The sequence below is a fragment of the Hydrogenophaga pseudoflava genome, from assembly GCF_004353865.1.
GTDB classification, from domain to species: Bacteria; Pseudomonadota; Gammaproteobacteria; order Burkholderiales; family Burkholderiaceae_C; genus Hydrogenophaga; species Hydrogenophaga pseudoflava.
Genome location: NZ_CP037867.1, coordinates 1543046 through 1568266, shown reverse-complemented (window position 1 = coordinate 1568266; position 25221 = coordinate 1543046). Strand labels below are relative to the sequence as shown.

23 protein-coding genes and 1 riboswitch are annotated in these 25221 nt (G+C 69.5%); of the genes, 8 read left to right on the top strand and 15 right to left on the bottom strand.

The window, feature by feature from the left end; translation table 11 throughout:
• Nucleotides 1-17: 17 nt before the first annotated feature.
• Complete coding sequence (locus tag HPF_RS07700) at nucleotides 18-1388, top strand: LLM class flavin-dependent oxidoreductase (protein WP_243721702.1); 1371 nt, start codon at nucleotides 18-20, stop codon at nucleotides 1386-1388.
• Between the two features lie 67 nt (nucleotides 1389-1455).
• On the opposite strand, the gene HPF_RS07695 is transcribed toward HPF_RS07700, so the two are convergent.
• From HPF_RS07695 to HPF_RS07680, 4 genes are read right to left on the bottom strand one after another with little or no spacing between them, the layout of a single operon-like run.
• Entirely contained in the window at nucleotides 1456-2382 is a 927-nt protein-coding gene (locus tag HPF_RS07695) for a CysB family HTH-type transcriptional regulator (protein WP_127806682.1), read from the bottom strand.
• A gap of 2 nt (nucleotides 2383-2384) precedes the next feature.
• Nucleotides 2385-2600: a TOBE domain-containing protein gene (locus HPF_RS07690; protein ID WP_066150175.1), complete on the bottom strand. Its 216-nt coding sequence runs from the start codon at nucleotides 2598-2600 to the stop codon at nucleotides 2385-2387.
• 27 nt (nucleotides 2601-2627) lie between these two features.
• Nucleotides 2628-3227 carry an NADPH-dependent FMN reductase gene (gene ssuE / locus HPF_RS07685; protein WP_133156227.1) on the bottom strand — a complete coding sequence of 200 codons (600 nt, stop codon included), beginning with the start codon at nucleotides 3225-3227 and terminating at the stop codon, nucleotides 2628-2630.
• 42 nt (nucleotides 3228-3269) lie between these two features.
• Nucleotides 3270-4289: a sulfate ABC transporter substrate-binding protein gene (locus HPF_RS07680; RefSeq protein ID WP_133156226.1), complete on the bottom strand. Its 1020-nt coding sequence runs from the start codon at nucleotides 4287-4289 to the stop codon at nucleotides 3270-3272.
• Nucleotides 4290-4500: 211 nt separating this feature from the next.
• Here HPF_RS07680 and HPF_RS07675 point away from each other — a divergent pair, with 211 nt between their 5' ends.
• The 3 genes from HPF_RS07675 to HPF_RS07665 are packed head-to-tail and all read left to right on the top strand — an operon-like array spanning nucleotide 4501 to nucleotide 8193.
• Entirely contained in the window at nucleotides 4501-5523 is a 1023-nt protein-coding gene (locus tag HPF_RS07675) for a ZIP family metal transporter (protein WP_133156225.1), read from the top strand.
• Between the two features lie 26 nt (nucleotides 5524-5549).
• Nucleotides 5550-6914, top strand: coding sequence for an MBL fold metallo-hydrolase RNA specificity domain-containing protein (locus HPF_RS07670; protein WP_127806685.1), 1365 nt, complete (start codon nucleotides 5550-5552; stop codon nucleotides 6912-6914).
• A gap of 16 nt (nucleotides 6915-6930) precedes the next feature.
• Nucleotides 6931-8193 (top strand): lytic murein transglycosylase, encoded by a 1263-nt coding sequence (locus tag HPF_RS07665; protein ID WP_133156224.1) that lies wholly within the window; start codon nucleotides 6931-6933, stop codon nucleotides 8191-8193.
• Here the strand turns inward: HPF_RS07665 and HPF_RS07660 are convergent.
• The 10 genes from HPF_RS07660 to HPF_RS23635 form a co-directional block, all read right to left on the bottom strand.
• A complete protein-coding gene (locus HPF_RS07660) occupies nucleotides 8165-8512 on the bottom strand; it encodes a heavy metal-binding domain-containing protein (RefSeq protein ID WP_079366915.1) in 348 nt (115 codons plus the stop codon). The genes HPF_RS07665 and HPF_RS07660 overlap by 29 nt on opposite strands.
• 79 nt (nucleotides 8513-8591) lie before the next feature.
• Nucleotides 8592-9035, bottom strand: coding sequence for a hypothetical protein (locus HPF_RS07655; protein ID WP_066150160.1), 444 nt, complete (start codon nucleotides 9033-9035; stop codon nucleotides 8592-8594).
• 21 nt (nucleotides 9036-9056) lie between these two features.
• Nucleotides 9057-10661, bottom strand: coding sequence for a DHA2 family efflux MFS transporter permease subunit (locus tag HPF_RS07650; protein WP_133156223.1), 1605 nt, complete (start codon nucleotides 10659-10661; stop codon nucleotides 9057-9059).
• A gap of 2 nt (nucleotides 10662-10663) precedes the next feature.
• On the bottom strand, nucleotides 10664-11911 hold the full coding sequence (locus tag HPF_RS07645) for an HlyD/EmrA/EmrK family protein (RefSeq protein ID WP_133156222.1): 1248 nt from the start codon (nucleotides 11909-11911) through the stop codon (nucleotides 10664-10666).
• A gap of 31 nt (nucleotides 11912-11942) precedes the next feature.
• Nucleotides 11943-13388 carry an efflux transporter outer membrane subunit gene (locus HPF_RS07640; RefSeq protein WP_133156221.1) on the bottom strand — a complete coding sequence of 482 codons (1446 nt, stop codon included), beginning with the start codon at nucleotides 13386-13388 and terminating at the stop codon, nucleotides 11943-11945.
• Nucleotides 13389-13438: 50 nt separating this feature from the next.
• Complete coding sequence (locus HPF_RS07635; RefSeq protein WP_241559591.1) at nucleotides 13439-13849, bottom strand: MarR family winged helix-turn-helix transcriptional regulator; 411 nt, start codon at nucleotides 13847-13849, stop codon at nucleotides 13439-13441.
• Nucleotides 13850-14025: 176 nt separating this feature from the next.
• Nucleotides 14026-14679, bottom strand: coding sequence for an ABC transporter ATP-binding protein (locus HPF_RS07630; RefSeq protein ID WP_127806690.1), 654 nt, complete (start codon nucleotides 14677-14679; stop codon nucleotides 14026-14028).
• Nucleotides 14672-16264 (bottom strand): ABC transporter permease, encoded by a 1593-nt coding sequence (locus HPF_RS07625; protein WP_133156220.1) that lies wholly within the window; start codon nucleotides 16262-16264, stop codon nucleotides 14672-14674. Before HPF_RS07625 ends, HPF_RS07630 begins: the two co-directional genes overlap by 8 nt.
• A gap of 2 nt (nucleotides 16265-16266) precedes the next feature.
• A complete protein-coding gene (locus HPF_RS07620; RefSeq protein ID WP_133156219.1) occupies nucleotides 16267-17307 on the bottom strand; it encodes a thiamine ABC transporter substrate-binding protein in 1041 nt (346 codons plus the stop codon).
• A gap of 60 nt (nucleotides 17308-17367) precedes the next feature.
• Nucleotides 17368-17476: riboswitch (TPP riboswitch) on the bottom strand.
• Between the two features lie 80 nt (nucleotides 17477-17556).
• On the bottom strand, nucleotides 17557-17727 hold the full coding sequence (locus tag HPF_RS23635; protein WP_165961666.1) for a hypothetical protein: 171 nt from the start codon (nucleotides 17725-17727) through the stop codon (nucleotides 17557-17559).
• A 94-nt stretch (nucleotides 17728-17821) separates the two neighbouring features.
• Here HPF_RS23635 and HPF_RS07615 point away from each other — a divergent pair, with 94 nt between their 5' ends.
• The 3 genes from HPF_RS07615 (at nucleotide 17822) to HPF_RS07605 (ending at nucleotide 21881) form a co-directional block, all read left to right on the top strand.
• Entirely contained in the window at nucleotides 17822-20389 is a 2568-nt protein-coding gene (locus HPF_RS07615; protein ID WP_133156218.1) for an ABC transporter permease, read from the top strand.
• Nucleotides 20389-21489, top strand: a complete 1101-nt coding sequence (locus tag HPF_RS07610) for a lipocalin-like domain-containing protein (RefSeq protein WP_133156217.1) — start codon at nucleotides 20389-20391, stop codon at nucleotides 21487-21489. The genes HPF_RS07615 and HPF_RS07610 overlap by 1 nt, the downstream gene beginning before the upstream one ends.
• Nucleotides 21490-21644: 155 nt before the next feature.
• Complete coding sequence (locus HPF_RS07605) at nucleotides 21645-21881, top strand: hypothetical protein (protein WP_066150139.1); 237 nt, start codon at nucleotides 21645-21647, stop codon at nucleotides 21879-21881.
• A 6-nt stretch (nucleotides 21882-21887) separates the two neighbouring features.
• On the opposite strand, the gene HPF_RS07600 is transcribed toward HPF_RS07605, so the two are convergent.
• Nucleotides 21888-23216: a GDSL-type esterase/lipase family protein gene (locus HPF_RS07600; protein ID WP_165961665.1), complete on the bottom strand. Its 1329-nt coding sequence runs from the start codon at nucleotides 23214-23216 to the stop codon at nucleotides 21888-21890.
• Nucleotides 23217-23364: 148 nt separating this feature from the next.
• Here HPF_RS07600 and HPF_RS07595 point away from each other — a divergent pair, with 148 nt between their 5' ends.
• Nucleotides 23365-25152 (top strand): ABC transporter transmembrane domain-containing protein, encoded by a 1788-nt coding sequence (locus HPF_RS07595; RefSeq protein WP_133156215.1) that lies wholly within the window; start codon nucleotides 23365-23367, stop codon nucleotides 25150-25152.
• Nucleotides 25153-25221: the final 69 nt, after the last annotated feature.

The window sequence follows — 25221 nt, the reverse complement described above, 5'->3', positions numbered from 1 at the left end:
ACAAGGAGGAAACCAACATGACCCAAGCGCAACTGCAACCGCTACGAAAGCTCCGCCTCGGCGCCTTCATCATGGCCACCGGCCACCACATCGCGGCCTGGCGCCACCCCGGCGCCCAGGCCGATGCGGGCGTCAACATCGACCACTACATCGAACTGGCACAGACGGCCGAGCGCGGCCTGTTCGACCAGGTCTTCGTGGCCGACAGCCCCGGCATCTGGCACCAGGGCGACCGCGAGTCGTTCAGCCGCCAGGGCCGGCTCTCGCACTTCGAGCCGGTCACGCTGTGGGCCGCGCTGTCGGCGGTGACGAAACACATCGGCTTCGTCGCCACCGCGTCCACCACCTACGAAGACCCCTACCTGCTGGCGCGCAAGTTCGCCTCACTGGACCACATCAGCAAGGGCCGCGCGGCCTGGAACGTGGTGACCACCAGCGCCGAGAACGTGCACGGCAACTTCGGCCTGGACGCGCACCCGGACCCGGCCCTGCGCTACGAGCGCGCCCACGAGTTCGTCGATGTGGTCAAGGGCCTGTGGGACAGCTTCGAGGACGAAGCCTTCATCCGCGACAAGGCCTCGGGCGTGTACTTCGACCCTGACAAGCTGCACGCGCTCAACCACATCGGCAAGCACCTCAAGGTGAAAGGGCCGCTGAACATCGAGCGCCCGCCGCAAGGGCACCCGGTGATCGTGCAGGCCGGCTCGTCCGAAGACGGCAAGGAACTGGCAGCCGCCACGGCCGAAGCCATCTTCACCGCCTGGACCAGCCTGGCCGAAGCGCAGGCCTTCTACAAGGACGTGAAGGGGCGCCTGGCCAAATACGGCCGCCGGCCCGACCAGCTGCTGGTGCTGCCGGGTATCTCGCCGGTGATCGGCCGCACGGAAGAAGAAGCCCAGGCCAAGTGGGCCGAGCTGCAGGCGCTGATCCACCCCTCGGTGGGCCTGGCCACGCTGGCGCCGTTCTGGCCTGGCGAAGACCTGTCGAAATGGGACCTGGACGCGCGCCCGCCCTACATCCCCGAGCCGCCCAAAGGCATCCACAGCCGCGCCCACGTGGTGCTCGAACTCGCCCGGCGCGAGCGCTACACCGTGCGCCAGCTCTACGAGTACCTGGCCGGCGCGCGCGGCCACTGGGTGGTGGTGGGCACGCCGGTGCAGATCGCCGACCGCATCCAGGAATGGTTCGAGAACGGCGCCGCCGACGGTTTCAACATCATGCCGCCGGTGCTGCCGCAAAGCCTGAACGAGTTCGTCGACCTGGTGGTGCCCGAGCTGCAGAAACGCGGCCTGTTCCGCACCGCCTACGAAGGCACGACGCTGCGCGAGAACCTGGGGCTGGAGCGGCCGGCGAGCCGCTACGCAGAACCGCAGGCCAAGGCGGCCTGATCAGACGATGTGCGTGGGGTTGAAGCGGGGTGCTGCCAGGGGGCAGGCCCCGCTTTTTTTCGGAAGCTCAGGCGCTGTCCTGCGCCGCCATCACCGCCTCGCGCGTGAGCGTGGGCACGAAGGTTTCGATGAAGCCGTAAGCGAAGCCGGGCAGCCAGTGGTTGCGTCGCAGCCCCAGACGGGTGAGGTTGATCTGGAACAGGTGCCCCGCGTCGATGGCGTGCAGGTGCGTGTCGCGCTCCTCGTCGAAGGCGATGGAGGCGACGATGCCCACGCCCATCTCCAGCTCGACGTAGGTCTTGATCACGTCCGCGTCCATGGCGGTCAGCACCACGTCGGGCCGCAGGCCCGCAGCCGCAAACGCGTCGTCGATGTGCGAACGGCCGGTGTAGCCGACCTCGTAGGTGATGATGGGAAACGCGACCAGGTCCAGCAGCGTCACCGGTCGTTCCAGCGACAGCAGCGGGTGCCCGGGCGGCACCACGATGCTGTGGCTCCAGCGGTAGCAGGGCAGCGTCACCAGTTGCCCGTAGCCGGCCAGCGCCTCGGTGGCCACGCCGATGTCGGCGTCGCCCGCCAGCAGCATCTCGGCCACCTGCCGGGGCGAGCCCTGGTGCAGATGCAGCGTGACGCGCGGGTAGCGCTGGCGGAAGTCGCGCACCACGTGCGGCAGCGCGTAACGCGCCTGCGAGTGCGTGGCCGCAATCGACAGGCGCCCCTCGTCGCGGCCCTGCAGTTCCTGGCCGGCGCGGCGCAGGCTCTCGGCGTCCAGCAACACGCGCTGGATGATGGGCAGCAGGGCCCTGCCGGCCGAGGTGAGACCGAGCAGGCGCTTGCCCGAACGCACGAACAGCTCGACGCCCAGTTCCTCCTCCAGCTCGCGCACCTGCCGGCTCACGCCGGGTTGCGAGGTGTGCAGCACCGCAGCGACTTCGGTGAGGTTGAAGCCGCAGCGCTCGGCCTCCCGGACCGAGCGCAGCTGTTGAAAGTTCACCCTCAGACCTTCGCGATGGACACCTCGGTGGACTTGACCAGCGCGACCACGTCGGACCCCACGGCCAGCCCCAGATCGACCACCGAGCGTGTGGTGATGACCGAGGTCACGACGCCCCAGGGTGTCTCGACATCGACCTCGGACACGACGTCGCCCTTGATGATTTCCTTGACCTTGCCGCGGAACTGGTTGCGGACGTTGATGGCTTGAATGGACATGACAGAAGCTCCTTTGAAAAAAAGTGGTCAGGCGCTGTAGAGCGCCTGTGAAAAAGGCACGGGACGGGACACGGGCACCGCAGACAGTCGCAGCCCCTCCTGCAGCAGGGTGTGCGTGGCGTCGTCCAGTCGCTGGGCGATCTCACCGCCGATCTGGTAGTCGCCCGTCGTCTCATCCTTCGGAATCTGCGCGTCGGAGGCGTACACCCCCGGCAGGATGTGGCGCGCGCCGAGCGACTGCAGCACCGGCCGCAACGCGTAGTCCAGCGCCAGCATGTGGTGCGGGCTGCCGCCGGTGGCGATGGGCAGCACCGCCTTGCCCTTGAGCGCGGTCTGCGGCAGCAGGTCCAGGAAGACCTTGAGCACGCCGCTGTAGGCGGCCTTGTAGACCGGCGTGGCGATCACCAGCGCGCGGGCGTTGGCCACCTGCTCGATGGCGCGCACCACGCTGGCGTGGCCCCAATCGGCCAGCAGCAGCGCCTGCGGCGAGAGCTCGCGGATGCGCAGGCGCTCGACGCGCAGACGCCGGTCGTCGACCGCGGCGTGCAGGCGCGCCTCCACACCGTCCAGCAACGTGGCCGAGCGCGAGTGTTCGGTGGGGCTGCCGGCGATCAGCAGAACAGACATGAAGAACTCCCTGAGGTGTGTGACCGCAGACTGTGCGGCGCCTTATTTGCGGGTGTAGATCTGGTCAAACGACGCGCCATCGGCGAAGTGCTCCTTGGCCGCCTTCTCCCAGCCGCCGAAGGCCTCGTCGATCCTGAACAGGTTGAGCTTGGGGAACTGCTGGCCGTACTTGGCCTGGGCCTTGGCCGAGACCACCGGGCGGTAGAAGTGCTTGCCGATGATGTCCTGGCCTTCTTCGGTGTACAGGTACTCCAGGTAAGCGGTGGCCACGGCGCGGGTGCCCTTCTTGTCCACGTTCCTGTCGACCACGGTTACCGCCGGCTCGGCCAGGATGGACAGCGAGGGGTAGACCACGTCGAACCTGGTGTTGAACTCCTTCTCCAGCAGGTAGGCCTCGTTCTCCCAGGCGATCAGCACGTCGCCCTGGTTGCGCTGCGCGAAGGTGATGGTGGAGCCGCGGGCGCCGGTGTCGAGCACCGGCACGTTGCCGTACAGCTTGGCCACGAATTCCTTGGCCTTTGCATCGCTGCCGAACTTGCGCTTGGCGAATTCCCAGGCCGCCAGGTAGTTCCAGCGGGCGCCGCCCGAGGTCTTGGGGTTGGGCGTGATGACCTTGACGTCGGGGCGGACCAGGTCGTCCCAGTCCTTGATGCCCTTGGGGTTGCCCGCGCGCACGGCCAGGATGATGGTGGAGGCGTAAGGCGTGCTGTTGTGTGGCAGGCGCTTCTGCCAGTCCTTGGGAATCCAGCCACCGTTGGTGTGCAGCGCGTCGGTGTCGCCGGCCAGGGCCAGGGTGGCGACGTCGGCGTCCAGCCCGTCGATGATGGAACGGGCCTGCTTGCCCGAGCCGCCGTGGCTCTGCTTGATGGTCACGTCCTGGCCGGTCCTGGCCTTCCAGGCCTTGGCGAAAGCGGCGTTGAATTCCACGTACAGCTCGCGGGTCGGGTCGTACGACACGTTGAGCAGGGTCACGGGGGCGGGCTGGGCCCAGGCGGCGCCGGTGGCGGCGGTCAGCGCGGCGGCTGCGATCAGCGAAGTGGTGAAGTGGCGGCGGGTGTTCATGGTGTTGCTCCGGATGGGGTATTCGAGGGAGCGGATCATGAAAGCCGGCCATCAAAACTGGAACGAATACGTTTTTAGTTGTTTATTACCAAATCAACTGAGCAACCTCACCACAGCCGTCTATCGCGTTCATTCGGACAATCAAATGGCCTCAATAGATAGTTTTTGACAAACTACCAGCCATTGCCGATTGCCTCGCTGGAGAACCGCCATGACCGCCCTGATCCGCCAAGTCCGCCCCGTCTGGTTGCAGATGCAGCAGCTGGAACTGCCGGTGCCGCCGCATGCGCTGCGCAACGCCCTGCTGGCCCTGGGCGCGGGCCTGCTGCTGATGGCTGGGCTGGCCGCGGGCAGCACCTTCTGGACCCCCACCCGCCTCTGGTGGGACGCCACCGGCGCCAGCAGCGGCATGACGGCCGGCGTGCAGGCCTCTTTCCTGGCGGCCATGGCCACCGCGGTGGGCGCCCTGCCCGTCTTTCTGGTGGAGCGCCTGGGCAAGCGGCAGGAAGCGGCCTTCATGGCCTTCGCCGCGGGCGTGATGCTGGCCGCGGCCTTCTTCGCGCTGCTGCTGCCCTCGCTGGACGCGGGCCGCGCGCTCATGGCCACCACGGGTGCCGGCGCGGCCGGCGCCGCCGGCCTCACCGCGCTGGGCCTGGCCCTGGGCATGGCGCTGATGCTCGCCATCGACCGCTTCACGCCGCACGAACACGCCGTACTGCCGCCCGCGGCCGCCGGCCACGCCATGCCGCAAACGGACGAACACACCGCCGGCCAGCGCGCCTGGCTCATGGTGCTGGCCATCCTGATCCACAACGTGCCCGAAGGCCTGGCCGTGGGCGCCGCCTATGCGGGCAGCGCCCTGGGCGTGGACGGTGGCGTGGCGGTGAATGCGGGTGCCCCGGTGGCGCTGGCCATCGGGCTGCAGAACATGCCCGAGGGCCTGATCGTCGCCATGGCCTTGCGCACCCTCGGCCAGAGCGCCGGCCGCTCGTGGGCTGTGGCCGCGCTCACCGGCCTGGCCGAGCCCTTCGGCGCCATCGTGGGTCTGGCCGTGCTCGGCAGCCTGCCGGCCTTCTACCCGGTGGGCCTGGCGGTCGCGGCCGGCGCCATGCTGTTCGTGGTCAGCCACGAGATCATTCCCGAGACCCACCGCAACGGTTTCGAGGGCATGGCCTCGGTGACGCTCATGGCGGGCTTCATCTTCATGCTGCTGCTCTCCGAGACACTGTCCTGAGCCCCCTGCGGGGTAACATGCCCCGCATGAACGTCCACATCCGCTTCCTCGGTGCCGCGGGCACGGTCACCGGCTCCAAATACCTCGTCGAGTTCAACGGCCAGAGCCTGCTGGTCGACTGTGGCCTGTTCCAGGGCTACAAGCAGCTGCGCCTGCGCAACCGCGACCCGCTGCCGGTGCTGCCCAACCACATCGGCGCCGTGCTGCTGACGCACGCGCACCTGGACCACAGCGGCTACCTGCCTCTGCTCGCCAAGGAAGGCTTCCACGGCAAGGTCTGGTGCACGACGGCCACGCGCGACCTCGCGCAGATCCTGCTGCCCGACAGCGGCCACATCCAGGAAGAAGACGCGGCCTTCGCCAACCGCAAGGGTTTCAGCAAACACGCGCCCGCCCTGCCGCTCTACACCGAGGCCGACGCGCTCGATTCGCTCAAGCTGCTGCACACCGTGCCGATGGACCGCGCCTTCGAGCCGCTGCACGGCTGGACAGCCCGCTTCATCCGCGCCGGGCACATCCTCGGTGCGGCCAGCCTGCTGCTGGAGGTGGGCGGCAAGAAGATCCTGTTCTCGGGCGACCTGGGCCGACCCGACGACATGCTGATGCTGCCGCCCGACAAGCCACCCGCCGCCGACGCGGTGGTGATCGAGTCCACCTACGGTGACCGCGAGCACCCGGACGAAGACGTGCTGGCCGAACTTGGCCCGGCCCTGCAGCGCGTGGCCGCGCGCGGCGGCACCGCCGTGCTGCCGGTGTTTGCCGTCGGCCGCGCACAGGAGATCCTGCACGCCGTTGCGCTGCTCAAGGCCAACGGCGTGCTGCCGCACAGTCTGCCGATCTATCTCGACAGCCCGATGGCCGTGCACACCACCGACCTCTACGACCGCCACCTGGGCGAACACCGCCTGAACGCCGCGCAGTGCCGCGACATGGAGCATGTGGCGAAGATGGTCACCTCGGTCGACCAGTCCAAGGCCATTGCGCAGCAGCACGGCCCCAAGGTCATCCTCTCGGCCAGCGGCATGGCCACCGGCGGCCGCGTGCTGCACCACCTGGCGCTCTACCTGGGCCACCACCGCAACATGGTGGTGCTCACCGGCTACCAGGCACCGGGCACACGCGGCGACTCGCTGTCCCGGGGCAGCAAGGCCATCCGCATCCACGGGCAGGACGTGCCGGTGCGCGCCGAGGTCGTGCAGCTGCAGTCCGCCTCGGCCCACGCCGACGCCAGCCAGCTCATGGACTGGCTGCGCGCCTCGCCGCACGCACCGCACCGCGTGTTCGTCACGCACGGCGACCCGGGGGCCTCCGACGCGCTGCGCCAGCGCATCGAGCACGAACTCGGCTGGCGCGCCCTCGTTCCCGAACACGGTTCCACCTGGGCCGTCTGATTCCTTTTCCGTTTTCATGAACCGCCTCTCCCCGCTTCTGGCGACCGCTGCGCTGGCCATCGCCCTGCCCGCATTCGCACAGACCGAGCCCACCGCCATACCGCCCGAGTTGACCCGGTGCCTCGACGGCCTGCGCGACGCCGCGCGCCGCGAGGGCGTGTCGGAAACCACCTTCCGCTTCCTCACACGCGACCTTGCGCCCGACATGAGCGTGATCGACAAGCTGAACTACCAGCCCGAGTTCAGCATGCCGATCTGGGACTACCTCAGCGGCCTGGTCGACGACGAGCGCGTACAGCAGGGCCAGACCATGTTGCAGCAGCACGCGGCAGTGCTCGAACGGGTGCAGCAGCGTTTTGGCGTCGACCCGGCCACCGTGGTCGCGGTCTGGGGCGTGGAGAGCAACTTCGGCCAGAGCCAGGGCAAGTACCCGCTGGTGCAGGCGCTGGGCACCCTGTCGTGCTACGGCCGGCGCCAGACCTTCTTCCAGGGCGAGCTGTACTCGGCCATGCGCATCCTGCAGGCCGGCCACATCGCGCCCGAGCGCCTGCTCGGCTCCTGGGCCGGCGCCTTCGGCCACACCCAGTTCATGCCCAGCACCTTCGAGCGACTGGCCGTGGATGGCGATGGCGACGGCAAGCGCGACCTGATGGACAACACCGCCGATGCGCTGGCCTCCACCGCCAACTTTCTGGCCAAGGCCGGCTGGCAGAGCGGCCAGCCCTGGGGCTTCGAGGTGCGGCTGCCGCCCGGTTTCAGCACCGACGGCGAAGGCCGGCGCAGCAAGCGGCCGGTCAGCGAGTGGGTGGCGCGCGGCCTGCGCAAGGTGGATGGCTCGGCGCTGCCCACGGGCCTGGGCAGCGCCGGCCTGATGACGCCGGCCGGCCCCACGGGCCCGGCCTTCCTGGTGTTCAAAAACTTCGACGCGATCTACAGCTACAACGCCGCCGAAAGCTACGGCCTGGCCATCGCCCACCTGAGCGACCGCCTGCGCGGCGCCGGCCCGTTCACCACGCCCTGGCCCACCGACGACCCCGGCCTCTCACGCGCCGAACGGCGCGAACTGCAGGTCCTGCTGCTGCTCGCAGGCCACAACGTGGGTCTGGTCGACGGCATGCTCGGCGACAAAAGCCGCAACGCGATCCGCGCCGAGCAGGAGCGGCTGGGGCAGGAGGTCAACGGGCGGGGCGGGATGAAGCTGCTGCAGGCGCTGCGCGCCGAGACACCGCCTGCCGCGCCTGCCGCGGAGATCACCCCAGCTTCACCGCCGTCCCGCTGACCGCGACCATCATCATCCCGTTGGTCTCGCCCATGACCTCGTAGTCGAAGTCGATGCCGATCACGCCGTTGGCGCCCAGTTCTTTCGCAGCCTCGATCAGGCCTTCCAGCGCGGCATCGCGCGCGCCCGACAGCGCCCGCTCATAGCCCCCGGCCCGGCCGCCGACCACGTCGCGCACTGACGAGAACATGTCGCGGAAGATATTGGCGCCGATGATGGCCTCGCCGTTGACCACACCCAGGTACTGGCTCTGCCTGATGTCCGGCGGCGTGGTGGTAGACAGGAAAAAACCGTCGGTGCTTTTGGAAAACCAGCCCATCTGTGTGCTCCGTTTGAGTTGAAAACGCACCGCGTGGCGGGTGCCTACCGATTCTGACCGCGCGGCCCTGTGGCGGCGATCAGAGCCAGCCGAACTGGGCGCGCACCTCGCGGGCCGTGACGTTGACCGGCGCGGTGCCGGCCTGGATGTACTGGCGCAGGTTGGTCGCACGCACGCCGCCACCGTCCTGCCCCAGCACGGCCACGCCCTTGATGCGCCAGCCCCGCTCGCGCAGACCGGCCACATAGGTCTGCGCGTCGGGGTAGCCCATGAGGTCGGTGTGCACGGCATTCGGCAACAGGGCGAACAGCACCGCCTGGCAGCGCGAACGGTTCACCTCCTGGACAAAGTCGTCCAGCGTCGTGCGGGTGTTCTGCAGCGCGCCGACGCGGGCATAGAAGCGCACCGGTTTGCCCGATTGCAGCTGGATGTCGCGCACGCTGCGGTTGAAGCAGCCGGTCAGGCTGCGGATGACGGAGGTCTTGCGGGTGTTGGCGTTGCCAATGAGCAGGTATGCGTCCATACCGCCATTCTCATGCAGCCGTCAGTGCGCCCCGCCACCCCCGCCCGCAGCACCGCGCGCAGGCCTGGAAAGCCACACCACGCCGACCAGCAGGAAAAACAGGCCCGAGGACAGATAGAACAGGTCGGTCACCGCGAGGGTGTAGGCCTGCTGGCTGAGGATGCGGTCAACGCTGGCCAGCGCCTGCTCACGGCTCATGCCGGAGGCCATGAGCTGGTCCAGGGTGCCCACGGCGGTGGCGCTGCCGCTGTGCACGGCTTCAACCAGTTGGGCATGGTGCATGGCGGCACGGTTGTCCCACAGGGTGGTGAACAGCGAGGTGCCGACCGCACCTGCGGTGATGCGCACAAAGTTCGACAACCCGGCGGCCGAGGGCATCTGCTGCGGCGTCAGCCCCGAAAACACGATGGCCTGCAACGGGATGAAAAAGAACGCCATGGCGGCGCCCTGCAACACCGTCGGGATCAGGATGGTCGTGAAGTCGGCCTGGGTGTTGAAGTGCGAGCGCATCCACAGCACCACCCCAAAGCCCACGAAGGCCACGGTGGCGAGCTTGCGCGGGTCGATGCGAGCGACGTTCTTGCCGACCCAGGGCGAGAGCACGATGGCCAGCAGCCCCACCGGCGCCGTGGCCAGGCCGGCCCAGGTGGCGGTGTAGCCCATGAACTGCTGCAGCCACAGCGGCAGCAGCACCACGTTGCCGAAGAACAGACCATAGGCCACCGACAGCGAGAGTGTGCCGGTGAGGAAGTTGCGCCGCGCGAAGAGCCGCAGTTCGACGATGGGGTGCTGGTCGGTCAGTTCCCAGGCCAGGAAGAACAGGAAGCTGACCACCGACACCACGGTCAGGGCGATGATCTCGCCGGACTCGAACCAGTCGAGCTCCTTGCCCTTGTCGATCATGATCTGCATGGTCCCGACGAACAGCACCAGCAGCAGCAGGCCCACCACGTCCAGCGGCACGCGGCGCGGCCCCGGGTCGCGCTTGTGATAGATCGACCAGGTCAGGGCGGCGGCGAAGATGCCCACCGGGATGTTGATGTAGAAGATCCAGGGCCAGGAGATGTTGTCGGTGATCCAGCCCCCCAGCAGCGGGCCGGCCACCGGCGCGACCAGCACCGTCATGCCCCACATGGCCATCGCCATGCCGGCCTTGGCCGGCGGGTAGCTGGCCAGCAGCAGGGTCTGCGACAGCGGGATCATGGGACCGGCCACCAGACCCTGCAGCACGCGGAAGGCGATCAGCAGCTCGATGTTGGGCGCCAGGCCGCAGAGCCAGGACGCCACGACGAACAGCAGCACGCTCATGGTGAACAGGCGCACCTGACCGAAGCGCTGGGTGAGCCAGCCGGTCAGCGGCACGGCAATGGCGTTGGCCACCGCGAACGAGGTGATGACCCAGGTGCCCTGGGCCGGGCTCACGCCCATGTCGCCCGCAATGGCGGGGATGGAGACGTTGGCGATGGAGGTGTCGAGCACGTTCATGAACGTGGCCAGCGACAGCGCCAGCGTGCCCAGCACCAGCTCCCGCCCCTGCAGGGGCGGATAGGCCACTGCCCGCGCGGGAGGTGAAGGCGGTGGTGGTGGCGCAGCGGCGTCCGGCTGCGCGGTGACGGCGGCCGACATGATCAGGCTCCGTTGCCGCCCGCGACGGCGGCGTGGGCACGGGCGCCGCCGCTGTTGGCCGCGATGATCTGGTGCACGCGGGCATCGGCCTCGCGGCTGTCCTGCTCGAACACCTTGGTCTCGGCCGGGGCTGCGGTGCTGGCGTCGGCGGCCAGCACGCCACCATCGGTCTGGCTCACATCCACACGGGCTTCCATCGACAGGCCCACGCGCAAGGGGTGCTGCTGGAGCTCGGCGGCATCGAGCTTGATGCGCACCGGCACGCGCTGCACCACCTTGATCCAGTTGCCGGTCGCGTTCTGCGCCGGCAGCAGGGCGAAGGCTGCGCCGGTGCCGGCACCGAGGCCATCGATCTGACCGTGGTAAACCACCTTGGAGCCGTACACATCGGCGGTGAGCTCGGCCGGCTGGCCCAGGCGCAGCTTCTGCAGCTGGTTTTCCTTGAAGTTGGCCTCGACCCAGACCTGGTCGAGTGCGATCACCGACAGCAGCGGCGCGCCGGCCTGCACGCGCTGGCCAAGCTGCACATTGCGGCGCGCCACATAGCCGTCCACCGGCGCCTGGACCTCCACACGGCGCAGCGCCAGGAAGGCCTCCCGCACCCGCGCAGCGGCGCGCTGCACGCTCGGGTGCTGGTCGAAGGCGATACCGTCGGTGAGCGACTGGCTGGACGCGAGCTGCTCGCGCGCGGCCAGCAGGGCCGAGCGCGCCGCTTCGGCGCTGCTGCGGGCCGCGGCCAGCTGGGCGCTGAAGTGGTTGAACTCTTCGCGCCCCACGGCGCCGGTGGCCACCAGCGGCTGGCGGCGGTTCACGTCGTCCTGCAACCGGGCCTGCTCGCTCTGGGCGCGGGCCAGATCGGCCTCGCGCAAGGCGATCTGCGCGGCCAGCGTGCGGTTGTTGGCGTACAGCGTGCGCACCTCGCGCACGGTCTGGGCCAGCTGCGCCTCGGCCTGGTCGAGCGCAACCTGGGCGTCGGCCGGGTCCAGGCGAACCAGCCACTGGCCGGCCTTGACGTGGTCGGTGTCGTTGGCGTTGATGGCCACCACGGTGCCGCCGGTCTGCGGGGTGAGCTGCACCACGTTGCCCTGCACATAGGCGTTGTCGGTGGTTTCGTAGTGATTGAGCACGAGCGCCCAGTAGGCGCCGTAGCCGACGGCGGCCAGCGCCACGGCGGCGGCCACGCCGGTGAGTGCCTTGCGGCGGGCGGTGTTGCTTTGGGGGGCGGGGGTGGTGGTGTCGGGGGTGGTCATGTCGAAATTCCGTGAGCGTTGGGGTGTGGCATCAGCCGCGCGATGGCGTGGGGGTGTCGTCCGTGTAGCCACCGCCCAGTGCGCGCACCAGACCGATGCGGGCGGACAGGTCGCGGGCCCGCAGGTCCACGCCCAGGCGGCGCTGGGTGAGCAGCGTGGTCTCGGCAGTCAGCACGGTGAGGTGGCCGGTCAGACCAGCGCGGTAGCGCTGCAGCGCGATGTCGTACGCCGATTCGGCGGCGGCCAGAGCCTGGGCCTGCTCGGCCTGCTGGCGCTGCACCGACTGCAGGCTGCTCAGCTGGTCGGCCGCGTCGCGCACCGATTCCAGCAGCGCGCTGTTGTAGCCCTCGATGGCAGCGTCCAGTTCGGCGGTGCGCCCCCGCAGGTTGGCGCGCAGGGCGCCACTGTCGAAGATCGGCAGGCGGATCGCCGGCCCCACGCCAAACTGTCGGCTGTCGGCCTCGATCAACCGGTCCAGCCCGATACTGGAGAGCCCGATGAACGCCGCGAGATTGACGTTGGGATAGAACTGCGCACGGGCCACGTCCACCCCACGCATGGCAGCTTCCACGCGCCAGCGCGCGGCGGCCAGGTCGGGCCGGCGGCCGAGCAGGTCCGCCGGCACCCCGGTTGGCAGATCACCGGCCTGCAACCGCGACAGGTCCACCCTGAGTGTCTCGAATGCGTTCGGTGGCTGCGCCACCAACGCGGCCAGCGCATGGCGCGCAAGTGCGATCTGTTCATCGAGCGCTTCGATCTGCTGGCGCGCGTCGGGCAAAGCCCCCTCCCCCTGGCGCAGTTCGACACGGGTGTCGAGCCCCGCGTCCACGCGCTGGCGGATCACGGCCAGCATCTGCTGCCGCTGGGTCAGCGTGCGCTGCGCCACCTCGCGCTGCGCCTGCAGCCGTCCCAGCTGCACCCAGGTCTGTGCCACCTGGCTGGCCAACAGGTTGCGGGCGGCCTGCAGGTCGGCCTGCGCGGCACGGGTCTGGCCCAGCGCCGCGTCCAGGGCGGCCCGGTGGCGCCCGAAGAAGTCGAACTCCCACTGGGCGGCCACCTGCACGTTTGCCAGGGTCCGTATGGAGCCACCCAGCGGAGCCGGGTAGATGCTGGTGGCACTGAAATGCTCACGGGTGGTGTCGGCCGACGCATTCACATGAAGGCCGCTGGTGGACTGCTCGCCCTCCACCGCGGCCTGCGCCCGGGCCAGCCTTGCCTGAGCGACCTTCAGGCTGGGCTGCGATCGCAGGGCTTGCTCGATGAGATCCGACAGCGTGTCGTCACCCCAGGCCTTCCACCAGTCGGTGGCCAGCGGAGCGGGCGCCGCGGTCTGCGCCAAACCCACGTCTGAGGCACTCAGCTGCCGTGCAGATGCGGAAATCCCGTCGGTGCTGGCGCAACCAGCCAGAAGACCGGCCGCGGCCAGAACCACCACAGCAGAGCCGAGGCGGAAGTCAATTAACTGATCAGGCTTCATTTGCTTAGTCAAATTTTTGAGCCAAAAAAAACGCGCACCGTTGCAAAGCTTCACCCGGCGTCGCGCAATGCATCCCCGGTCTCGGCCATGCGTGTCAGGTAACCCTTGAGGGCCTCCCATTCCGACTTGGAAAACCCCGCCAGGTGGGCATTGAGCACGTCCGACAGAACCTGCGGCACATGCACCAGAGCCGCCTCGCCCTCAGGTGTGAGGTCGACCAGAACCACCCGCCGGTCTTCGGTCGAACGCACACGCTTGCACAGTCCTTTTTTCTCCAGCCGGTCCAGAAGGCGCGTCATGGCGCCGGCATCGGAGTTCGTCCAGCGGGCCAGTTCGGCCACCGTGCTGCGACCACCGTTGGACTGCAGGTGCTTGAGGGGCCCCCACTGTGCCGTGGTCAGGTCATGCGCCACCAGCCGCTTGTCCACCTGCTGGACGACAGACAGCAAGATCCGCTTCATGAGAAAGCCCAGGCTTTCCTCGGCGTTGTAGGTTTCCGCCTTGTAAAACTGGACGGGTTTCGGAGTTCTGGACATGGCAGCGGCGGGCGACGAAGGGAGCCACAGTATATACCTGCCTAGTCAATTAATGACCAGGCATCTTATGCCCGGAAGAATGCAAGGGTCTCTGCGAACGCTCACCACAGGGGCTGCGGGCGCCCCTCACGCAAGGTCCACGCATGTTGCGCCATGGCCTGGGCCTCCTGCGCGTCGTGCGTCACCAGGATCGCGGCCATGCCGGCCTCGGTGATGCGCTCGCGAAACTCGTCGCGCAATTGCTCGCGCAGGTGGGCATCCAGCGCGCTGAAAGGCTCATCCAGCAGCAGCGCTCTGGGCTGCGTGATCAGCGCACGCGCCAGCGCCACCCGTTGCTGCTCGCCGCCCGAAAGGGTCCAGACGCGCGCGTCGCCGTGACCGGCCAGGCCGAAGCGCGCCAGCATGGCCTGCGCGCGATCACGGGCCTCGGCCTTGCGCACGCGCTGCTCGATCAGGCCGAAGGCCACGTTGTCGCGCACGTTCAGATGGGGGAACAGCGCGAAGTCCTGGAACATCAGCGCAAAGCGGCGCCGCTCGGGCGGCCAGCCGGTGATGTCCACGCCGTCGAACCAGACGCTGCCCTGCTCCGGCGCTTCGAGCCCGGCCACGATCTTGAGCAGCGTGCTCTTGCCACTGCCCGAGGCACCGAGCAGCGCCACCGTCTCGCCCGCGTCCACGCGCAGGTTCACGCCAGACAGCAGCGGCCATTCGGGTGCGTCGTGCCAGTGTTTGTGGATGTCGCGCAGTTCAAGCATGGCGGGCATTGTCCCCGGCGCGGCGGTCGCGGCCCTCGATCAGCAGGAAGGCCAGCAGCGCCAGCGCCATCAGCAGCGCCGCGAGCACGAAGGCCGCATCCAGCGGGGCGGCGCCGGGCCGGCCCAGGTGCTGGTGGATCAGGGTGGTGAGCGTGGTCCATTCGGGCCGCGAGAGAAACAGCGTGACAGCGAACTCGCCCAGCGCGGTGGCGGCGGCAAAGGCCATGCCGCGCCGCAGCGCAGGCGCGATCATCGGCAGCGTGACGCGCCGGAACACGCGCCAGGGGGTGGCACCGAGCGTGGCCGCGGCCTGCGCGCAGTGGACCGGCAGGCCGTCAAGCGCGGCGGTTACAGACTTGGTGACGAAAGGCCAGGCCAGCAGCGCGTAGGCCGCCAGCAGCACCGGCAGGCTCGCGCTCCAGTCGGGGTAGAGCAGCAGCAGGCCAAAGGCTACGCTCACCGGCGAGACAACGAAAGGCAGGAAAGCCAGCGCGCGCCAGGTCACCGAAGACTGCAGGGCGAAGGCGTGCGACAGGCCGAGCGCGGTGGCGAACACCACGGCCAGCACCGAGAAACGCAGCGTGTTGCCCAGCGCGGCCAGGGTGTCGGCATCGGTGAGCACGGCCGCGCCCTGGCCGACGAACAGCGCCGACGCGGCGTGCCAGAGGATGGCCGCCAGCGGCGCGACACAGACCAGCACCAGCAGCCCCATCGCGCCCGCCACACCCAGCCACTGCAGGGCCGTGGCCGGCCGCTGCCGCGGCACAGGCGCGACCCGCGCCGGCGCCGCCAGCCGCCGCTCCAGCCAGGCGTAGGCCAGCGCGACCGCGCCGGTCAGCGCCATCATCCAGACCGCGAGCACGCCCGCTCGGCCCAGCTCCAGCTCGTGCGCCACCAGGGTGTAGATCTCGACCTCGGCGGTGGCGTAGCGCTGGCCGCCCAGCACCAGCGCAAGGCCGAAACCCGCGAAGCAGTAGAGGAACACCAGGCACAGCGCCGAGGCCAGCCAGGGCGCGATGGCCGGCCATTCGATGCGCCAGAACGCGCGCCAGGGCGTGGCGCCCAGGGTGCGCGCGGCTGCGAGCCGCTGCGCGCCGACCTGCTCCAGCGCGTCGACACCGGCGCGCACCACGAGGCAGAGGTTGAAGAACAGGTTGCCGTAGAGCAGCAGCCAGGGCGTGTCGGCGAGCTCGATGCCGACCTCGGCCAGCGGCCCGCCGATCAGGCCGCGCGGCCCCCAAAGCGCCAGCACGCCCATGGCCGCCACCAGGGTCGGCACCACGAAGGGCAGCATCAAGAGGCGCAACACCAGCGCCCGCCCCGGGAACTCGCGCCGCGCCAGCACCCAGGCGCAGGGCAGGCCCAGCAGCAGGGCCAGCGCGCAGGTGATGCCCGCCTGCGCGAACGACCAGAGCACGCGCCAGCGCAGGTAATCGTCCTGCCAGACGTCCAGCCAGCGCAGCGGCTCGGCGCCGTCGGCCGCGCCAGGCGCCAGCCCCTCGGCCAGCAGCCGCAGCACCGGCGCCACCAGCACCACCGCCAGAAACACCAGCGGCAGCGCAGGCAGCAGCCAGCGGCGAGACATCCTCACTTCAAGACTGTCTTGGTCCAGCGCTGCAGCCAGGCCTTGTTTTTGGCGGACACATCGGCGGCCGACGGGTTGTCGAACGCCGTCGGCTCCACCGCATGGGCCTTCATCACGTCCACCCGCGCCGCGCCGGCCTCGGCCGGATACATCCACATCGTGGTCTGCAGCGCCTGCTGCGCCGGGGCGGAGCGCAGGAACTCGATGAACTTGCCGGCGGCTTCGCGCGCGGCCGGGTTGCCGCCCTTGACCAGGGCCACGCCCTCGACCTGGCGGAACACGCCGCCCTTGAGGAACAGGTTGGCGGTGGGCGACTCGGTGATCTTCTCCTTGCTGTAGAAGACCTCGGCCGCCGGGCTGCTGGCGTAGCTCACCACGATGGGGCGCGTGCCGCCGTTGCGCGTGAACTCGGTGTAGTAGGCCTCGGTCCAGCCCTTGACCACCTTCACACCGTTGCCGCGCATCCGGCCCCACCACTGGAATGCGCCCTCTTCGCCCAGACCGGCAATGGTCGCGTACAGGAAGGCCTGGCCGGGGCTGGAGGTCGCCGGGTTCTGCACCACCAGCAGCTTGGCGTAGGCGGGCTTGGCCAGATCGTCCAGCGAGGCCGGCAGCGCCAGGCCCTTCTTGGCGAACCAGGCCTTGTCGATGTTGAGGTTGACGTAGCCGAAGTCCACCGGCACCACGCCGCCGTCCATGCTCACCGCCGCCGCACGCTGCGCCGCCGGGCCGGTGTAGGGCTCGACCACGCCGGCGGCCAGCGCGCGCGGCAGCAGGGTGTTGTCGATGCCGTAGGCGACATCGGCGATCGGCTTGGCCTTGGTGAGGATGAGCTTGTTGGTCATCTCGCCCGCATCGCCGGCCTTGACGATCTGCAGCCGCACGCCCGCGTCTTTCTCGAACTGCGCCAGCAGCTCCTTGGGCAGGTCGAACGAGCTGTGGGTCAGCACCCGCAGCGGCATCGGTGCCTGCGCCTGGGCCAGGCCCGCGAGCGACAACGAAGAAAGGGAGAGGAGCGCCGAAAAGAGAAACCGCCGTTGCATGTGCATCCGCCTTGTCAAAACGCCCGCGAGGGCTTGAGCAGGACGGACCACGGCAAACGGCGGACCGGCTTGTCACGCTCCCTACGCTGGCACAACCCAGATCAGGTGAGAGGGGTATTTCTCAGCCGCCGCCCGCATTGCTGCGGGCCCGGCACCCCCGGTGAAGCCGGCAATTTTAATCGGCGGGCCCAAAAAGCAGAAAAGGCCCTGACGGGCCTTTTCTCGGGGTGGGGACCGGACCCCAGGCGATCAGCCGCCCTTCTTCGAACGCTTGCCGGGGTTCTTCTTGCTGCGCGTGGCGACACCACGCTCCAGGCTCACGCGCTGGCCGCGGCCGGGGGTGGGCAGCACCACGCCGTCGGCGGCGGTGGGACGGGGAGTGGCTTTGCGGTCGGCTTCGGTGACGATTTTGTTGCCCATGTCGGTCTCAAGGGAAAGTTGGTTGGAAACCCCGTATTGGACCACATGACCACGTCCCCCATGGGGAGCCTGGCCGGAGCGCTAAGCTCACACGATGTTTGCGCTGCTCAAGACCTACTCCTGGCAGGAACTGCGCCACCACCCATGGCGCACGGTCGCTGCCGTGGTGGCGGTGATGCTGGGCGTGGCCCTGGCGCTGGCGGTGCAGCTGATCAATGCATCGGCGCTGGCGGAGTTTTCCGGGGCGGTGAGCGCGGTGAACGGTCAGCCCGACCTGTCGCTGCGCGCGCGCCAGGGTGGGCTGGACGACGCGCTGCTGGAGCCGGTGGCGCAGGCACCCGGTGTGGCCGCCGCCAGCCCGGTGCTGGAAGTGTCCACCTCGGTGCTGCTCGCCAATGCCCGGCGCCAGGGCGTGCGGCTGGTCGGCGTGGATGCGCTGTCGGTGGCCGCCGTCTCACCCGCGCTGATGCCGCAGCCCACGCCGCGCGACGATCCGGCCGCCCAGGGACGCTTCGAGCTGTTTGCCCCCGATGCGGTGTTCCTCAACCCGGCGGCGCGGCAGGTGCTGGCGCCCTCGGGCGATCTGCCGGCCACGCTGCAGGTGCAGAGTGGCTTGGAACGCGCGACCCTGCGGGTGGCCGGCAGCGTCAACGCGCCCGGCGCGCCCATGCTGGTGATGGACATCGCGGCGGCGCAGGCGCTGATGGGCCGCACCGGGGAAGTCAGCCGCATCGACCTGCGCCTGGCGCCAGGCACCGACACCCAGGCACTGCTGCGCGGGCTCGCCCTGCCGCCCCACGTGATCGCCCAGCCGCCGGGCCAGGCGGGTGAGCGCGCCGACAACCTCTCGCGCGCCTACCGGGTCAACCTGACCGTGCTGGCGCTGGTGGCGCTGTTCACCGGAGGCTTCCTGGTGTTCTCGGTGTTGTCGCTGTCGGTCGCGCGGCGGCAGCAGCAGATTGCGCTGCTGGGCGTGCTGGGCCTGTCGGCGCCGGAGCGGCTGCGTCTGGTGCTGGCCGAGTCGGCGGTGCTGGGCCTGATCGGCAGCGCGCTGGGCGTGGCGCTGGGCACCGGCCTGGCTGTGGCCGCGCTGCGGCTGCTGGGAGGCGACCTGGGTGGCGGCTACTTTTCGGGCGTCGCACCCTCGCTGCACTGGAGCACGCCCGCCGCCCTGGTCTACGGCGCACTGGGCGTGGTCGCCGCCCTGGTCGGCGGCTGGTGGCCGGCGCGCGCCGCCGCCGCCATGGCGCCGGCCCTGGCGCTGAAGGGGCTGGGGGCATCCGGCCCGGTGTCCCGGCGAAGCCACCGGCTCGCTCTGGGGCTGATGGTCCTGGCCGCAGCCCTGGCCTGGGCACCGCCGGTCGCGGGCATTCCGCTGGCCGCCTATGTGTCGGTGGGCCTGCTGCTGGTGGGCGGCATCGCGGCGCTGCCGCTGGCGGTGGGCGCTCTGCTGGACCGCGTGGCGCCCCGTGTGGCCAGGCTGGCCCTGCCCCTGCTGGCGGTCGAACGCTCGCGGCGCCTGCGCGAGACCGCCGCCGTGGCCACCAGCGGCGTGGTCGCGAGCCTGGCGCTGTCGGTCGCGCTGACGGTGATGGTGGCGAGCTTCCGCGACTCGGTGGCGCAGTGGCTCGACGGCGTGCTGCCGGCGCAGCTGTATGTGCGCAGTGCGGGCAGTGGCGCGCAAGGGCAGGCCCTGCCGCCGGACTTCGTGGCCGCGGTGCGTGCGGTGCCGGGCGTCAACCGCGTCGACCCGCTGCGCGCCACCGAGGTGCTGGTCGACCCGGCCCGGCCGGCGGTGACCCTGCTGGCGCGGCCACTGGTGCACGACGACACCGGCGTGCCCGGCCAGCGCCTGCCCCTGGTCGGCGACGCGGTGATCCCGCCGGTGGGCGCGGTCGCGGTGTACGTGAGCGAGGCCATGGTGGACCTGCACAGCGCGCGCCCGGGCGGCGCGCTGGACGCGCTCGCCCCAGCGTTCCCGGCCCTGCCGGCGGGCACCCGCTTCTTCGTGGCCGGCGTGTGGCGCGACTACGCGCGCCAGCACGGCAGCGTGGTCATCGACCTGGCCGATTACCAGCGGCTCTCGGGCGACCGCCGCGTCAACGACCTCGCCCTGCACCTGTCGCCCGATACCGACGAAGATGCGGTGCGCGAGGCCATCCGTGTGCTGGCGCAGTCCGCAGGCGCACAGGACCTGATCGAATTCGCCTCGGCGGGCCAGATCCGCGCCACCTCGCTGCGCATCTTCGACCGCAGCTTCGCCGTCACCTACTGGCTGCAGGCGGTGGCGATCGGTATCGGCCTGTTCGGCGTGGCGGCCAGCTTCAGCGCCCAGGTGCTGGCGCGGCGCAAGGAGTTCGGGCTGCTGGCCCACCTGGGGCTGACGCGCCGGCAGATCCTCGGCGTGGTGGCGCTCGAAGGCCTGTCGTGGACCGCCCTGGGGGCGCTCGCCGGCTTGGCGCTCGGGCTGGCGGTGAGCGTGGTGCTGGTGCACGTGGTCAACCCGCAGAGCTTTCACTGGACCATGGAGCTGTCGCTGCCCTGGTGGCGCCTGCTGGCGCTGTGCGCCGCCGTGGTCGCCGCCGGCACGGTCACGGCCTGGCTGGCCGGGCGCGCCGCCGCCGGCCGCGATGCGGTCCAGGCGGTCAAGGAGGACTGGTGATGGACGGTCTCACGCGCCGCGCGCTGATCGCCGCCGGGCTGGCGGCGCCGCTGCCTGCGCTTTCACGCGATCTGGTGCCGCGCCCGCTGGTGTTCCCGCGCGACCACGGCACCCACAACGACACGCGCACCGAGTGGTGGTACCTGACCGGCCACGCGAAAGACGTCGGCGGGCGCGAGTTCGGCTTCCAGATCACCTTCTTCCGCAGCCGGGTCGACGGCACCGAAGCCCTGCCCGGCCGCCTCGCCGCGCGCCAGCTGCTGTTCGCGCACGCCGCCATCACCGACGTGCACAGCGGCCGGCTGCTGCACGACCAGCGCATCGCGCGCTGGAACGGCGAACCGCCGGCGCGCACCGAGCGCGCGGTGTTCGCCAGCACCGAAGATACCCATGTGGCGATCCGCGACTGGTTCCTGCGCCGCGAGGCCGACGGCCGCTACACCACCCGCGCCCCGGGCGACGAGCTGCAGATCGACCTGGAGGTCACGCCCACACAGGCCTGGCTGCTGCAGGGCGACCAAGGCTTCTCGCGCAAGGGCCCCGAGCCGTCCCAGGCCAGCTTCTACGTCAGCCACCCGCAGCTGGCGGTGCGTGGCACGCTGGACCTCAAAGGACAGCGGTTCGAGGTCCAGGGCACGGCCTGGCTGGACCACGAGTGGAGCGAGGCGCTGATGCACCCCGATGCGGTGGGCTGGGACTGGTTCGGCATGAACCAGGAGGGAGGCCACAGCATCACAGCCTTCCAGCTGCGGCGCGCAGACGGCAGCAAGCTCTGGGCGGGTGGGTCCTTCCGCGCCGCGGGCAGCGCCCAGAGCCCCACCGACATTTATCGCTTCCGGCCCGGGGAACTGGACTGGGTGCCGCAGCGCCACTGGACCAGCCCGCGCACCCGTGCGCGCTATCCGGTGGAGTGGATGGTGCGCACACCGGGCGACTTCTACACCGTCAAGGCGGTGATCGACCCACAGGAACTGGACGCCCGGGGCAGCACCGGCACCGTGTACTGGGAAGGTTTGTCCAACCTGTTCGACAGCAATGGAAAACGCGTCGGCCGCGGCTACCTGGAGATGACCGGCTACGCGAAACGCCTGGTGCTCTGAGCACACAAAGGCGGCGGGCGGTCTCAAAAAGGGAGAAACCCCTAAAACGCGCTCACTCGTTGCAACCCATAACGGTTTTACCCATAATGTTGCGCTGCACCATGGGTACCACCACTGCTCCCCTGCAAGTTGGCCTTGAGGACCTCCTCGGCGACATGCAACACGCCCGCCGCACCGGCGACATGGGCCGCCTGGCCCTGTTGGCCTACTGCGAGGTGCGCCGCTGGGCCCGCCAGGCCGGCGAGCCCGAATTGGCTGATCGCTCGACCGCACTGATCACCCGCCACCCCTATGCCAGCCGCGACCAGTTCATGGCACAGATCGACGACCTGATCGGTGAACTGGAACGCGCCCATTCCCGGGTTCTGGCCCAGGTGCCGCCCCCCCACTGAACGCCCTCAGAAAGAGGGGACGAGCGCCTGCCAGACGTTCTCCAGGATGGCCGGCTGCGCGGCGTCCTTCAGGTGCACCTGGTCCGGGTGGTAGTAGGTGCCGGTGAACGGAATGCCGCCCGATCCTGCGAAGTAGGTGCCCGCGTTGTTGGTCGCCACGCGCTGGTACATCTCCGTCATGCCTTGGCGGTACGCGCTGCCCTTGGGGTAGAACGCAAAGTCCATCACATACACCCTGGCGTGCGCCGCGAGGCTGGCCTGCGCCATCGCGCCCAGGTTGGCCTCCATGGACCACACCCCCCGGTTCTGCCAGGCGTCGTTGGTGCCTTGCGCGAGGATGACGTGGGTGGGCGCGTACTGGTTCAACCACCCCTGGATGCGTGCCAGACCGTGGTCGGTGCGCATGCCGCCCACGCTGACATTGACCAGCCGGTTGCAGGCCCGTCCTGTGCGGGTCCTGATCTCCGTGGCGAGCTTCTGGGTCCAGACCTTGCCCGGCGACACGAAGCTGTAGGGGTTGCCGTTGATGCTGGTACCGTAGCCCTGGGACAGGGAGTCTCCCACCACCAGCACCACCGCATTGGGCGTTGCCGTCGGTGGGTCGGACACCGCCGCAGGGTCCATCACATAGTAGGCGGGGCCCTCATACCGGTACGCGCACAGGCTGGCGATGACGCCATCCCGCTCGGTGTGGTCGGCGGTGTAGAAGTGCAGCCCCCGGTCGGACCGGTAGAAACGGAACAGCGGCTTGAGCCCGGCACCGCCGACCGGGCTGGCATGGTAGGCCACGCCTTCGTAAACATAGCTGGGCAGGTTGGCCTGGATGTAGTTCTTCTCGTCCTCACTGATCGTGTAGAGGTGCACACCGTTGACCGTGTTGTTGAACCGGTGCACCGGCAGCAACCCCGGCTGAGCGGTCGGGCTGACGAGGAATGCCTGGCCCTCATAGTTGAACTGCGGCATCGTCGCAATGACGAGGTCCCGCTCGGCCGTATCGATGGTGTAGAAGTGCGCACCGGTCTGGCGGTTGAGGAATCGGTAGACAGGAACCAGCCCGGTGAACGCCTTGGGCGTCAGCAAACCGGACTTCTGCGCGCTGGCAGACTTTCTCTGGTACTCACCCAGCTGCTCCCTGTTGAGCCGTGCGGCTTTTCCAAGATGGGCCTCGGTGGCGTCTTCGCCGTCCACCAGCAGCGGTTGCCCGGAATCCGCGTAGCGCGCCCACTCATCCAGCAGACTGGTGGTTCCCGCCGGCGCGTCCGCGCTGGTCGTCGTGTTGGAAGACGGCGCCGCGTCCTGATCGGAGCCACCGCCGCAGGCCGACAGAAGAGCCACCACAAGACCAAGGGCAACGCGTGAGAGAAGGGCAAACCGGGAAGCAGGCATGGGAGACTTGTCCAGACAGCGAAACGGACAGGCCTGTCCGACCGATGGGTCGAGCGCCTGTCGAAGAGCCCCGAATTATCGGGGCACACTGCACATCATGAGCACCCCTTCGCCGGCAGACCGCCCCCGCGCCACCACCCCCACATCCCTGAGCGGCCTGCTGCCGTTCCTGCGGCCCTACCGCTGGCAGATCGCCGGCGCCCTGCTGTTCCTGACGCTGGCCGCCGTGGCCACGCTGCTGTTTCCGCTGGCGCTGCGCCAGCTGATCGACGGCGGGCTGGTCTCGGCCGACCGCGGCGACCAGACCATGGCCCTGCGCGGCCACTTTCTGCAGCTGTTCGGCGTGGCGGTGCTGCTGGGCCTTTCGTCGGCGGTGCGTTTCTACTTCGTCAGCTGGATCGGCGAGCGCGTCACGGCCGACCTGCGCAACGCCGTCTACAGCCATGTGCTGCGCCAGAGCCCGCAGTTCTTCGAGACCACCCAGACCGGCGAGGTGCTCTCGCGCCTGACCACCGACACCACCCTGGTGCAGACCGTGGTCGGCTCGTCGATGTCGATGGGCCTGCGCAACGCGGTCACCGGCATCGGCGCGCTGGGCATGCTGATCTGGACCAACCCTTACGTGATGACGCAGGTGCTGCTGATCCTGCTGCTGGTGGTGGCGCCCAGCATGTGGTTCGGCCGGCGCGTGCGCAAGCTCTCACGCGCCAGCCAGGACCGCGTGGCCGATTCCAGCGCCATTGCGGCCGAGGTGCTCAACGCGATTCCGGTGGTGCAGAGCTACGCGGCCGAAGACCGCGAGGCGCAGCGCTTCTCGGCCTCGACCGACAGCGCCTTCCTCACCGCCGTGCGGCGCAGCAAAGCCCGCGCCGCGCTGATCGCCTTCATCATCATCAGCACCGCGGCCCTGCTGCTGTGGGGCCTGTACCAGGGCACGCAGGCGGTGATCGCAGGGCAGATCAGCGCCGGCCACCTGGGCCAGACGGTGGTCTACATCATCATCCTGGCGGGCGCGGTGGCGGTGCTGGGTGAGGTCTACGGCGACCTGCTGCGCGCGGCCGGCGCGAGCGAGCGCCTGATGGAGCTGTTGGCGCTGCGCTCGCCGGTCCAGTCGCCGGCGCAACCAGTGTCGGTGCCCTGGCCGCAGGGCGGCAGCGCGGTGCGCTTTGACAGCATCACCTTCCACTACCCTTCGCGCCCGGACCAGGCCGCGCTGTCGGACCTGACGCTGGACGTGGCACCGGGCCAGACCGTGGCCCTGGTCGGTCCCAGCGGCGCCGGCAAGACCACGGTGTTCGGCCTGCTGCTGCGCTGGTACGACCCGGCCTCGGGCACCATCACGCTGGACGGCGCACCGATCCACCACTTGGACCTCCAGGCGCTGCGCGAGCGCATCGGCATCGTGCCGCAGGACCCGGTGATCTTCTCCAGCAGCGCGATGGAGAACATCCGCTACGGCAAGCCCGGTGCGAGCGATGAGGAGGTGCTTGCCGCCGCAAAGGCGGCGTTTGCCGACGAGTTCATCGCGCGCCTGCCCGAGGGCTATTACACCTTCCTGGGCGAGCGCGGTGTGCGGCTCTCGGGTGGCCAGCGCCAGCGCATCGCGATCGCGCGCGCCATGCTCAAGAACCCGCCGCTGCTGTTGCTGGACGAGGCGACGAGTGCGCTGGACGCGCAGAGCGAGCGCATGGTGCAGGCGGCGCTGGAGTCGGCGATGAAGGACCGCACGACACTGGTGATCGCGCACCGCCTGGCCACGGTGCAGCAGGCCGACCGCATCCTGGTGCTGGACCACGGCCGGCTCGTGGAGCAAGGCACGCACGCCGAGCTGGTGGCGCTCGGTGGGGTGTATGCGCGGCTGGCTGCTCTGCAGTTTTCTTCCTGAGTTCTTGTTGGTTTGATCGCCTGCACCTCGCGCAGGGTGATGGCGGCAGCCCCGTGCTCCGGCCCACGC